The 12,407-nt window shown below is 63.1% G+C and carries 11 protein-coding genes; 7 read left to right on the top strand and 4 right to left on the bottom strand.

Going from position 1 to position 12,407, the window contains the following annotated elements:
- Positions 1-47: 47 nt before the first annotated feature.
- A complete protein-coding gene (locus JL2886_RS14485; protein WP_065272658.1) occupies positions 48-2,243 on the bottom strand; it encodes a primosomal protein N' in 2,196 nt (731 codons plus the stop codon).
- Between the two features lie 134 nt (positions 2,244-2,377).
- Between JL2886_RS14485 and fsa the strand changes: the two genes are divergently transcribed.
- From fsa to JL2886_RS14470, 3 genes are all read left to right on the top strand, one after another.
- A complete protein-coding gene (gene fsa, locus JL2886_RS14480) occupies positions 2,378-3,031 on the top strand; it encodes a fructose-6-phosphate aldolase (RefSeq protein ID WP_065272657.1) in 654 nt (217 codons plus the stop codon).
- Between the two features lie 423 nt (positions 3,032-3,454).
- Entirely contained in the window at positions 3,455-4,168 is a 714-nt protein-coding gene (locus tag JL2886_RS14475) for a DUF484 family protein (protein WP_065272656.1), read from the top strand.
- Positions 4,165-5,085 (top strand): tyrosine recombinase XerC, encoded by a 921-nt coding sequence (locus JL2886_RS14470; RefSeq protein ID WP_065272655.1) that lies wholly within the window; start codon positions 4,165-4,167, stop codon positions 5,083-5,085. Before JL2886_RS14475 ends, JL2886_RS14470 begins: the two co-directional genes overlap by 4 nt.
- A gap of 19 nt (positions 5,086-5,104) precedes the next feature.
- On the opposite strand, the gene JL2886_RS14465 is transcribed toward JL2886_RS14470, so the two are convergent.
- On the bottom strand, positions 5,105-5,716 hold the full coding sequence (locus JL2886_RS14465; RefSeq protein ID WP_065272654.1) for a class I SAM-dependent methyltransferase: 612 nt from the start codon (positions 5,714-5,716) through the stop codon (positions 5,105-5,107).
- A 224-nt stretch (positions 5,717-5,940) separates the two neighbouring features.
- Here JL2886_RS14465 and JL2886_RS19495 point away from each other — a divergent pair, with 224 nt between their 5' ends.
- The 3 genes from JL2886_RS19495 to JL2886_RS14455 all read left to right on the top strand — a co-directional run bounded on the left by JL2886_RS19495 (position 5,941) and on the right by JL2886_RS14455 (position 7,761).
- Positions 5,941-6,159, top strand: coding sequence for a hypothetical protein (locus tag JL2886_RS19495; protein WP_133245352.1), 219 nt, complete (start codon positions 5,941-5,943; stop codon positions 6,157-6,159).
- 39 nt (positions 6,160-6,198) lie between these two features.
- Complete coding sequence (locus tag JL2886_RS14460; RefSeq protein WP_065272653.1) at positions 6,199-6,894, top strand: CDP-alcohol phosphatidyltransferase family protein; 696 nt, start codon at positions 6,199-6,201, stop codon at positions 6,892-6,894.
- A gap of 192 nt (positions 6,895-7,086) precedes the next feature.
- Complete coding sequence (locus JL2886_RS14455; protein WP_065272652.1) at positions 7,087-7,761, top strand: hypothetical protein; 675 nt, start codon at positions 7,087-7,089, stop codon at positions 7,759-7,761.
- 43 nt (positions 7,762-7,804) lie between these two features.
- Here the strand turns inward: JL2886_RS14455 and JL2886_RS14450 are convergent, their stop codons facing one another.
- On the bottom strand, positions 7,805-8,293 hold the full coding sequence (locus JL2886_RS14450; protein WP_065273722.1) for a methylated-DNA--[protein]-cysteine S-methyltransferase: 489 nt from the start codon (positions 8,291-8,293) through the stop codon (positions 7,805-7,807).
- A gap of 326 nt (positions 8,294-8,619) precedes the next feature.
- Here JL2886_RS14450 and JL2886_RS14445 point away from each other — a divergent pair, with 326 nt between their 5' ends.
- A complete protein-coding gene (locus JL2886_RS14445; protein ID WP_065272651.1) occupies positions 8,620-9,186 on the top strand; it encodes a hypothetical protein in 567 nt (188 codons plus the stop codon).
- A gap of 126 nt (positions 9,187-9,312) precedes the next feature.
- Here JL2886_RS14445 and ileS read toward each other — a convergent pair whose 3' ends face one another.
- Positions 9,313-12,234: an isoleucine--tRNA ligase gene (gene ileS / locus JL2886_RS14440; RefSeq protein WP_065272650.1), complete on the bottom strand. Its 2,922-nt coding sequence runs from the start codon at positions 12,232-12,234 to the stop codon at positions 9,313-9,315.
- Positions 12,235-12,407: the final 173 nt, after the last annotated feature.

Genomic DNA, 12,407 nt, shown 5'->3' with positions numbered 1-12,407 from the left:
GGTCAGCGAAAAGCGGTGTACGCAAGGGAGCAAGAAGGCCCCGTGCCCTAAAAGAAACTCTGCGGGTCGATATCGACGCTGAGGCGCAGATCGCCTTTGGGGCGCACCGGCGCGATCCAGCGGGCGATGGCCTCTTGCAATGGCGCGCCCTTGGCCACCTTCACCAGAAGCCGCACCCGGTGGCGGCCCCGGACCCGGGCGATGGGCGCGGGGGCCGGGCCGAACAGCTGCGCGCCGATCTGGCGCAGGGCACCATCGTTGCGCGCCAGCGTTTCGCCAAGATCAAAGACCTGCGCCAGATCTGATCCCGACAGGATGATCCCCGCCATACGGCCAAAGGGCGGCACCCCGGCAGCCTGCCGTTCAGCGGCCTCAGCCTTCCAGAAGGCTTCCTCGTCCCCGGACAGGATCGCCCGGATCACCGGATGCTCGGGCTGAAAGGTCTGCAAGAGCGCCTCGCCCGGCTTTTCCGCCCGGCCCGCACGCCCCGCGACCTGCCGCATCAGCTGGAATGTCCGCTCTGCTGCGCGCAGGTCAGACCCCTGCAGACCCAGGTCCGCATCGATCACGCCCACCAGCGTCAGCAGCGGAAAGTTATGCCCCTTGGCCACCAATTGCGTGCCGAGGATAATATCCGCCTCCCCCGCCGCAATCTCCTCGATCCGCTGCTTCAGCGCGCGGGCCGACCCAAACAGATCCGAGCTGAGAACCGCGATGCGCGCTTCGGGAAACAGCGCGGCTGCCTCCTCTCCCAGCCGTTCGATCCCGGGGCCGACCGGGGCCATCTTGCCCTCGACCTGACACGATGGACAGACTTCGGGCACCGGTTTCGTCTCACCGCATTGGTGGCACATCAGCCGCTTCAGGAAGCGATGCTCGACCATGCGGCTGTCGCACTGATCGCAGGCCACCTGTGCGCCGCAGGCCCGGCAGATGGTTACAGGCGCAAATCCCCGCCGGTTGAGGAACAACAGCGACTGTTCCCCCCGCTCCAGCCGCGCCTTCATGGCGTATTTCAGCGTCGGAGAGATCCATGTCGAGGGCAGAAGATCCTCGGCCCGCATATCCACCGCGCGCATCTCCGGCAGCACCGAGGCGCCAAAGCGCGAGGTCAGATCCAGCCGCTTGTACTTGCCTGCGTCGGCGTTGGCCCAGGTTTCAAGGCTGGGCGTGGCCGAGGCCAATACCACCTGCGCCGAACACATGGCCGCGCGCAGCACCGCCATGTCGCGGGCATTGTAAAGGACGCCATCCTCCTGCTTGTAAGAGGTGTCGTGTTCCTCATCGACGATGATCAGCCCAAGGTTCCGGTACGGCAGGAACAGCGCCGAGCGGGCGCCGATCACCAGCTGCGCCTTGCCCTGCCCCACCATGCGCCAGACCCGGCGGCGTTCGGTCATGGTGGCGCCGGAATGCCATTCCGCCGGGGTGGCGCCGAACCGCGCTTCGACCCGTTTCAGAAACTCCGCTGTCAGCGCGATCTCGGGCAACAGGACCAGCGCCTGCCGCCCGGCGCGCAAGGCAGCCGCCACCGCCTCCAGATAAACCTCGGTCTTGCCTGATCCAGTGACACCTTTCAGCAGCGTGGTGCCATAGGCGCCGCTTTTGACGCCCTCTTCCAGCGCCGCCGCTGCTGCCGCCTGATCGTCGGTCAGCGCCTTGCCCGGCAGATCGGGGTCCAGATTCGGGTAGGGCAGATCGCGCGGGGTTTCTTCCTCGCGCAGGGCGCCCTGTTTCACCAACCCCTTGACCACCGACGGGGTCACGCCCGCCATATCGGCCAGTTCCTTGGCGGTGAAAGCCAGCCCGCCAAATTCCTCCATCGCGTCCAAAACCCGGGCGCGGGCATCGGTCAGCCGGTCCGGCTCTTGATCGCCGCGGCGCAGGATCTTGCGCATCGAGGGCGGATCGGACAGCCCCGGCGCCCGGCTCGCCAGCCGCAGCATCGCGGGCATCGGCGTCAGGGTGTAATCGGCGGCCTTTCCCAGAAAGGCGCGCATTTCGCTGCGCATCGGCGCCACGTCCAGCACACGGGTCACGCTGCGCAGTTTCGACGAATCAAAATCGCCCGCGCCCGGCCCCCAGACCACGCCCAGCACCTTGCGCGGACCCAGCGGCACCTCGACATAGGCACCGAGGAAACAACCGCCCTCGGGGGCGCGGTAATCCAGAAGCCGGTCAAGCGGCTGCGTGGTCAGCACCGCCACTCGCTCTCCTGCTTCGAAATGCTCCTGATCGCTCACCGCTACCTACCTTGTGCCCTTGCAAATTGTCCGTGCAAAGTGTCCCTGCAAAACCGCCGGGGCTTTTTAATGCCTCCCCCATGAGGTAAAGGCTAGCCCAATCAAGGCCAACCCACGCCAAAGGATTCCCGGATATGAAATTCTTCGTAGATACCGCCGAAATCGATGCCATTGCCGAACTCAATGACCTTGGCATGGTGGATGGCGTCACCACCAACCCCTCGCTGATCAAGAAATCCGGCCGTGACATCATCGAAGTCACCAAGGAAATCTGCGATCTGGTCGACGGTCCCGTTTCCGCCGAAGTCACCGCCACCGATGCCGAAACCATGATCGCCGAAGGCCGCAAGCTGGTCGAAATCGCCGAGAATATCGCCGTCAAGGTGCCGCTGACCTGGGATGGCCTCAAGGCCTGCAAGGTGCTCAGCGACGACGGAAATATGGTCAACGTGACGCTGTGCTTCTCCGCCAATCAGGCGCTTCTGGCGGCCAAGGCCGGTGCCAGCTTCATCTCTCCCTTCATCGGGCGTCTGGATGACATCAACCTCGATGGCATGGAGCTGATCGAGGATATCCGCACCATCTACGACAACTACGGGTTCGAGACCGAGATCCTCGCCGCCTCGATCCGCACCGTGAACCACGTACTGGACTCTGCTCGCATCGGCGCCGACGTGATCACCGCACCCCCTGCCGTGATCAAATCCATGGTGAACCACCCGCTCACCGACAAGGGGCTTGATGCCTTCCTCGCCGACATCAAGGACGCAGGCATCAAGATCCTCTGATCCGGGGCCAATAATCCAACGACCCAAAGGCGCCCCATCCCGGGGCGCTTTTTTCTTGGCGTTTTCTGGTCCGGCGCAAACCGCCGGGTCAAGGGCCGCGCAGCGGTCGCGCCCCGCGCGATCCACCCTTGATGCGGCGCCTTTCAAAACACAATCGACAGGGCGCTTTGAGGGGGCAGAGCGCCCCCTCAAACGCTTCGCAGCAAACCTCAAAAGGTCCGCCAGGACCGCCGCGCCGGGCAACGGCCCGGCGCCCGGCCCAACCAGCGAGGAGGCCGCCCATGGCGGCCCCGCAGTGGGCGGGAGCCTCCCGATACCCTTGATGCGGAGCTTCGGCGTTTTCCCACCAGAGACACATTTTTCACCCGCATCGCCCAAAACCCATGTTATAACCCGGTCAAAAGACCCCAAAGAGGTTCGAACATGAGCAGCAATACCGCCAAACTCGACGACGCCCTGCGCGCCGCGATTCTGGAAAAACCAGACGCGATCCTGGAGGATCAGAATCTGATGAACGCCCTCGTCAGCGCCAATGAACGCGCGATGGGCTCGAATATCGTGGATCTGCGCGGCATCGCCATGGAGCGGCTGGAGGCGCGGCTGGATCGGCTGGAGGATACGCACCGTTCAGTAATCGCCGCAGCCTATGAAAACCTGTCCGGCACCAACCAGATCCACCGCGCGGTGCTGCGCCTGCTGGACCCCACCGATTTCACCGATTTCCTGGCCAGCCTCAATCAGGAGATGGCCGAAATCCTGCGCGTCGATGCGCTGGCGCTGGTGCTGGAAACCCGGCAGGAGGACGGCAGCGCCGCCGCCGAACGTATCGGCGATGTGCTGAAAATCGTCTCGCCCGGCTATGTCGCCGACTACGCCGCTGCAGGCGGGCGCGGCGGGCCGGACCGTCAGGTTACCCTGCGCCAGCTGCAGACCGGCAGCGCCCGGATCTATGGCGGCAAGGCGGAGTGGATCCGCTCCGAAGCTTGCCTGAAGCTGGATCTGGGCAGCGGCCGCCTGCCCGGCATGCTGGTGCTCGGCTCTGAGGATCCGCATCAGTTCTCGCCGCAGCAGGGCACCGACCTTCTCGGCTTCTTCGCGGGCGTCTTTGAACGGACCATGCGCCGCTGGCTGTCATGAGCCTGATTTCCCCGGCCTGCCGCGACGCCCTGCAGCACTGGCTGGAGGGGCTTGCCGCGCTGGGGGGCGCCTCGGCCAATACGATCACCGCCTATCAGGGCGATGTCACCAGCTTCCTCGCCTTCATGAGCAGCCATACCGGCGGCCCACAAGGGCTGGGGGCGCTGGCGCAGATCTCTACCGCCGACATGCGCGCCTGGATGGCCTCCGAGCGCAGCGCGGGCACCGGTTCACGCTCGCTGGCACGCAAACTCTCCTCGGTCAAAAGCTTCTATCGCTGGTTGGCGACACGCGAAGGGTTCGAGCCCACCGCGGTTCTTGCGGTGCGGGCACCGAAGTTCCAGAAAAAGCTGCCCCGCCCGCTGGCGCAGGACGCCGCCCGCGCCGTCATCGAGACGGTCGAACTGCAATCCACCAGCGACTGGGTCGCCGCCCGCGATGTTGCGGTCGTGACTCTGCTTTACGGCTGCGGCTTGCGCATTTCCGAGGCGCTCAGCCTCACCGGCGGCGATGCGCCGCTGCCACAGGTCCTGCGGATCAAGGGCAAGGGCGAAAAGGAACGGGTGGTGCCGGTGATCGCCGCCGCCCGCGATGCGGTGGATCGCTATCTGGACCTCTGCCCGCATCCGCAGATGCAGGACGCACCGCTGTTTCGCGGCCAGCGCGGTGGAGCGCTCAACCCCCGCCAGATCCAGGGGGTCATGACCAGAACCCGCGCCCAGCTGGGCCTGCCTGCCTCGGCCACGCCGCATGCGCTGCGGCACAGTTTTGCCACTCACCTGCTGGAGGCCGGAGGAGATCTGCGCGCCATTCAGGAGCTTCTGGGCCATGCCTCGCTTTCCACCACGCAGGCTTACACGGCGGTGGATACGGCGCATCTGATGGAAGTCTACAACCGCGCCCATCCCAAGGCCTGATCTCAGACCGAAAGGCCCCTCAGCGTCGCTGGAAGACAGCCCAGGTAAAAGGTTGCTCGGCGCCGCCCGGTGTCTGGTGTACTTCTCGCCAGTGGTGCAACAGGGTGAACGCGTCCCCCAGCTCCTGCGCCAGCCCTTCGGCGGAATATCTGCGCACCGGCAAGCCGCTGCATGTCTCCGGCCCGTCCGGCGCAAAGGTTGCAAGGATCACATGTCCATCGGGACGCACCCCAACCCGCAAAGCAGCCACATAGGCGGCACGGTCGGCCGCGTTGGTCAGAAAGTGGAACACCGCCCGATCGTGCCAGATCCCATAGGCGCGCGGCGGCACCCATTCGGTGATATTGGCGGCGATGCGCACGACCTCCTGCGCCCGGTCTCCCAGCCGCTGTGCCTGCACCGCCAAAGCAGCGTCGGAGATATCCAGAACCGTCAGATCCCGCCAGCCACGTTCCAGCAGAACCGCCGCCAGATCCGAAGCTCCTCCCCCGACGTCCAGAAACGGCTGATCCTGCGCGCCGATCAGGTCAATAGCCTTCAGCGAAGCCTTGGGATACGCCTGATACCAGCTGACGCTCGTCGGCGCCTTGCTCTCATAGACAGCGTTCCAATGTGCGCTCTGGTCTGGCATCACGCTCCCCCTTCAGACGCTCCCCGTGCCGGAGCATATCTGGCCAGCACATTAGACATGCAGTCATCAGAAAGCAAAACGCTCAGGTGGCACCCCACCGGGTGAGACAGGCATTCCAGCGCGCGGAATAAATAAAATTCAATATATTCCGAAGCCTGCCGACAACCTCTCCTTAACCGCGTTCAGAGTTGATAGGGGCAAACCCGCTCCAGAAAGGATGCCCGATGTACCACGACCCCCATTTCTGTTTTGGCCAGGCTCCCGCTGCACCGGCGGCGCCCGTCTCTCAGATCCGCCTCCCCCGCTCCATTCCTGTTTCCCATTGGCCCTTCCCCGGCTCCATCCCCGGCGTCGCAAGGGAAATGCTGTATATGTCCGATGATGGTGCCGCCTTTGATGCGGCCGTGGAAAACGCGCCCCATATCAGCAAAACGCTGCACTGAACCCTTGCGGGCCGAGGGCAAATTCGCCATCACGGGTGAATGAAACCTCAGATCCGCGCCATTCTCGTTCATCTTCTGACCGCCACCGGCGCCGTCTTTGCCATTCTGGCAATGCTGGCGGCCGCCGATGCCAAGTGGAGCCTGATGTTCCTGTGGCTGGTGGTCGCCTTTGCGGTGGACGGTGTGGATGGCCCGCTGGCGCGGCATTATCACGTAAAACGCTACGCGCCGCAGTTTGACGGGGTCCTGCTGGATCTAATCATCGATTACCTGACCTATGTCTTCATCCCGGCTTTTGCCCTGTTTAAATCCGGGCTGATGGCAGGCTGGACCGGCTGGTTCGCCATTATCGTCATCACCTTTGCCAGCGCGATGTATTTTGCTGACACCCGGATGAAGACAAAGGACAACTCCTTTTCCGGCTTCCCCGGCTGCTGGAACATGCTGGTGCTGGTGATCTTTGCGCTGGAGCCGAGCCACTGGACCAGCCTGGCGCTGGTGACGTTGCTCTCCATCGCGATGTTCCTGCCGCTGAAGTTCATTCATCCGGTCCGCACCCAGCGCTGGCGCCGCATTTCGCTGCCGGTGGCGCTGGTCTGGACCGCGTTGGCAGGCTATGCGGCCTGGATCGATTTCCATCCCGAAAGCTGGGCCCACTGGGGGCTGATCGTGACCTCGGTCTACCTGCTTTTCGTCGGGATCGTGCAGCAGATCTTCCCGCCCAAACGCGCCTGAGCCTGCTGCCGACGCAACCACGTGCGACAAAACCGGCCTGAAACCAGTAGCTTCTGAATGCGTCTCAAAGCCGTCTCAAATGCGAGGCACTATGGCTTCCCTTGGGTAAGCCTGCCTTAAATTCTGATCGTCAAGATCGATGGAGCATCCTTTGCACCGGGGGTGCGTTCCAATCGTTCAGGAGATCATACCATGAATTCGATCCATGCCCCCGGCGGCCTGTCATCCGCCCATCACGCCCACTCTGCGCCCCGGCAGTTCACCCCGCCCGGACAATCGGACCAGCCGGACCGCGTTGGTCCGCCCGATCATGCCAAGGCCTGGGGCTGGCGCGCCAAGCAGGCCGCTGAAACGCCCGCAGAGCCTCCGGCAGAAACCACATCGCCCAAGGGTGTCAATGCGGTGCTGAGCGGCAGCTTTGGCGAAATTTCCATCCGGATTGAAGACCTCGGCGGCGCATTCGACATCGAGGTCACCCGCGAGGACGGCGGGCTGAATGTCGCGACAGACAGCGGCACCGGCGGCGGTGAGATCAGGATTAACTTCGAGAACGGCGAACACGGCGGCCTTGTGGCCCTGTTTGAAACCAATGAAGCGGGCGAGATCACCGTTTCGGTAAGCAATGTGAGCGACAGCGATCCGGCGACCGAGGTCACGGTCAGCCCGCTTGATCCGGCGACCGAGGTCACGGTCAGCCCGCTTGAGGTCCCCGAAGAGGCAGAGCCCGCGCAGGTGGACACCAGCCTGGCAGAGACCAGCGGCGCAGATATGGAAACCGTTGTTCTGGGTCTGGCCGCAGGCGATCCTGCCCCAACCGGCACCGGCGCCATGTCAGAGTATGACAAGGCGAAAGCACTATTTTCCTGAACAGCGTTTCACGCGTCTCGCCTGACGGACAAATCTTAGGATCTCAGATCAGCAACCCTGCCGCGCCCTCATGGCGCAGCAGGGATACTTTTGTTTCGACCCCACCCTGCCCAGAAAACCCGCCAAGCCCGCTGCCACCCAGCACCCGATGACAGGGGATGATGATCGGAATGGGATTGGCGCCGCAAGCATTGCCTACCGCCTGCGCCGAACTGCCAAGAGTCTGCGCCAGCTGACCGTAGGTGCGCGTCTCGCCAAAGGGAATGGCGGCGATTTCCGCGCAAACCGCCTGCTGATAGGCGGACCCTGCCACATCCAGCGGCAGGCTGAAGGCCTCTAACTCTCCCGAGAAATAGGCACGCAGCTGCGCCACTGCCCGGCTCAGCACCTCCTCCGTTGCGGCATCTCCGGCAGGCGCCTGCGCAGGTTCTGCGGGAGTTTCCTGCCAGCGCAGCCGGGTGATCGCCCCATCCTGCGCGGTCACGACCACCCGCCCGACCGGGGTTTTCAGATGCGCGCTCGGCTGCTGCATGCGTTCCATCCTCTTGCGGTTGTTCACTTTGGGCATTCCCACCCTGCGGCGGGCCGAAGCGGGCCGCAAGCCCGGGCGAGCCGCTCAAGGTGCGAAATGCGCACTTTGGTATAGGTGCCTTATCCCTCTGCCGCTCTCCCCTGCCCAAGCGGGCAGGTGCCAAGCAGTTTAATTAATATGTATTAATGAAGGCACGCAGAGCGGGGTGCCTGCGTCGTGCTGCAATATCCCGGCCTCTGCCACGGACAGCCTTTCGGCCACCTGGAGGAGCAATGACAGGACAGACCAGCTGCACGTCTCGGTAAAGTAAAGGTGGGAACAAGGACATGATTCGACTGGATGCGGCCAACCTGGCCTGGAAACAAAGCTGGTCAGCCAATCAGCCGGTCATGGTCGGCCCAGTGCAGGCTGAAAAGGAGAACACCAGCCTGTCCGAAAAGATGGGCCTCTCCGAACAATCGGCCTATCGCCTGAAAGCATTGCCCGAGAAGGAAAAGGTTCAAGCCGCGACCGAACAGGTCGATGGCAGCCAGCAAGGTCTGGCCTTCCGCCAGCAGCGCGAAGAGGCCCTGCAAAATTCGCCAAAGATGCAGAATAGCAGTGTGAACTCGGTCTTTACTGGTCCGGCCAAGCCGTCCCTGGTGGTACGCGACGCGCAGCAGATGCCGGGGCAACCGGATGCATCACCCTGGGAAAAGGCGCAGGACGACATGCGCCGCGAACGCGTGACAGGCTCTGCCTACGGTGCCCAATCCGAGATTTCCGCCGCTGCCAAGGCACTGTGGCGGCAGTATATTGCGCTGCTGGCCGGCCACCCGGTTGGGCCGCTGCCGATGAACGTCATCAACGCCTGCGCCAATTACAAGGCGGCGCAAAAGGTCGTTGCTGCCTGATTCCCGCTCGCCTACCCCCTTTCCGAAGACCCGGATGTCCGACGAAAAAGCGCCGCCGCTGCCCTCAACAGGCAACGGCGGCGCAATCTGTTTTGGACCCGCCCCCGCAAAAGGAGGCGGTAAGTCTTAGCTCAGCGCGCTGTCGCAGCGACCACAGACACCGGCATGGGCATGGGTGCCCACATCCGGCAGGATCTTCCAGCAGCGCTGGCATTTCTCGCCTTCTGCCTTTTCAAACACAACCGAGATGCCGTCGATCTCTGGCATGCGGAAGGCTTCGGCTGGGGCCGGATCGCCGGTCAAAACCACATCCGAAGTGATGCAGATATCGGCAAAATTCACCGATTTCAGCGCCTCCAGAACCTCCGGGTCGCGCAGATGCACCACCGGCGCGGCTTCAAGCGAGGCACCGATCACCTTGTCGGTACGCTGGATTTCCAGCGCCGAGGTCACCACCCGACGGGCCTGACGGATCGCGGCCCATTTCGCGGCCAGCGGCTCGTTCAGCCAGTCGGCCGGGGTTTCGGGGATGTCCACCAGATGCACCGAGCTGTCCTCGCCCGGGAAGCGTTCCAGCCAGACTTCTTCCATGGTGAAGACCAGGATCGGCGCCAGCCAGGTGGTCAGGCGGTGGAACAGGATGTCCAGAACGGTGCGCGCGGCGCGGGCATTCAGCGTATCGCCATCGCAATAGAGCGCATCCTTGCGCACGTCGAAATAGAAGGCCGACAGATCCACGGTGGCAAAGGTGAAGACCGCGGAGAACACGCCCTGGAAGTCGAAGGCGGCATAGCCGGAGCGCACCTTGTGATCCAGTTCTGCAAGACGGTGCAGCACCCATTGCTCCAGCTCGGGCATATCGGCGGGATCAACGCGCTGGTCCTCGGTGAAATCGCCAAGGCTGCCCAGCATGTACCGCATGGTGTTGCGCAAACGGCGGTAGCTGTCGGCGGTGCCTTTCAGGATCTCCGGACCGATCCGCTGGTCGGCGGTGTAATCGGTCTGGGCCACCCACAGACGCAGGATGTCGGCGCCGTATTGCTGTACGACCTTTTCCGGCACGATGGTGTTGCCCAGCGATTTGGACATCTTCATGCCCTTCTCATCCAGCGTGAAGCCGTGGGTCACCACGTTGCGGTAAGGCGCGCGGCCCAGGGTGCCACAGGCCTCCAGCAGGGAGGAGTGGAACCAGCCACGGTGCTGGTCGGTGCCTTCCATATAGACATCGGCGATACCGTCCTCGGTGCCATCTTCGCGGTCACGCAGCACGAAGGCATGGGTGGAGCCGGAATCGAACCAAACGTCGAGAACGTCAAAGACCTGATCATAGGCGTCGGGATCAACGATACCGTCCAGCACCTGCGCCTTGAAGCCGTCCTCGTACCAGACATCGGCGCCCTTTTCGTCAAAGGCGGCGACGATACGGGCGTTGACCTCATCGTTGCGCAGCAGGAAATCATCGTCGGTGGGCAGGGCGCCCTTCTTGGTAAAGCAGGTCAGCGGCACACCCCAGGCGCGCTGGCGCGACAGCACCCAGTCAGGGCGCGCTTCGATCATCGAATAGAGACGATTGCGCCCGGTCTGCGGCGTCCATTTCACCAGTTGGTCGATCGAGGTCAGCGCCCGCTCGCGGATGGTCTTGCCATAGGTATCGAGCCCGTCGCCCAGTTCTTTGTCCACGGCTGCAAACCATTGCGGCGTGTTGCGATAGATGATCGGCGCCTTGGAGCGCCAGGAATGCGGATAGCTGTGCTTGATCTTGCCACGCGCCATCAGCCCGCCGACCTCGACCAGCTTGTCGATGACGGTCTTGTTGGCATCGCCCTCGCCGCCTTTGCGGTTCAGGATGTATTTGCCGCCAAAGAACGGCAGATCGGCACGGAAGGAACCGTCGTCCATCACGTTGTAGGTGATGACCTGCTTCAGCATGCCAAGGTCACGGTAGAGTTCGAATTCCTCCATCCCGTGGCTGGGCGCGCAATGCACGAAACCGGTGCCTTCGGTGTCGGTGACGAAATCGGCCGCGCGGAAATCGCGGATGTCGTCCCATTCGCCGTTGGAGCCTTCGGCACCTGCGAGGGGGTGGGTCAGGCCGATGCCTTCGAGATCGGCCACCGGTACATCGGCAACGCGGGTATACTGGTCTTCCTCCAGCCGCGCGCGCTTCATGACGTCGGCGGCCAGGTTATCGGCCAGAACGTATTTGTCGCCCACCTTGACCCAGGATTCCTCTGGCGTGCCGGTCACCTCATAAAGGCCATAGGCAATGTCTTCGCCGTAAACCACGGCCTTGTTCGAGGGCATGGTCCAGGGGGTGGTGGTCCAGATCACCACATAGGCACCTGCCAGTTTGTGATCCGCAGGCTCGGCCACCTTGAACTTCACCCAGATGGTGAAGCTTTCCTTGTCGTGGTATTCCACCTCGGCCTCGGCCAGTGCGGTTTTTTCCACCGGCGACCACATCACGGGTTTTGATCCCTGATAGAGCGTGCCGTTCATCAGGAACTTCTGAAATTCGCCCGCGATCACCGCCTCGGCATGGTAATCCATGGTGAGATACGGATTGGCCCAGTTGCCGGTGATGCCAAGACGCTTGAACTCTTCCCGCTGGATATCGACCCATTCATCGGCAAAGGCGCGGCACTCCTGGCGGAACTCGATGACCGGCACCGCGTCCTTGTTCTTGCCCTTCTTGCGGTACTGTTCCTCGATCTTCCATTCGATCGGCAGACCGTGGCAGTCCCAGCCCGGCACGTAACGCGCATCATAGCCCATCATCTGGTGCGAGCGCACGATCATGTCCTTGATGGTCTTGTTCAGCGCGTGACCGATGTGCAGGTGGCCGTTGGCATAGGGTGGGCCGTCATGCAGCGTGAACGGCTCGCGGCCTTCGTTGTTTTCGCGCAGCCGGTCATAGACACCGATCTTTGCCCAGCGCTCCAGCCATGCGGGTTCCCGCTTGGGCAGGCCCGCGCGCATGGGGAAATCGGTCTTGGGCAGGTTCAGGGTGTTCTTATAGTCGGGGGTCTGAGGCGTGTCGGCGCACATCGGTGGCGTCCTTTGAATAGCTGGTCGTCGTCAGGATTATCTGTGGGATATTCGGTTCGGTGCGATGGCTCAAGCACCTTTGCCCGGCAGCTCTTAGGATTCCGTGTTCGGATCAGAGCGCCGGGTACGTAATTCGAATAATGATGGCCGCACGGTGGGACATGCGGGCCTTA

Source organism: Phaeobacter gallaeciensis, from assembly GCF_001678945.1.
GTDB lineage: Bacteria > Pseudomonadota > Alphaproteobacteria > Rhodobacterales > Rhodobacteraceae > Phycobacter > Phycobacter gallaeciensis_A.
Note: the sequence above shows the minus strand (reverse complement) of the source record. Positions and strands in the feature narration are given on the sequence as shown.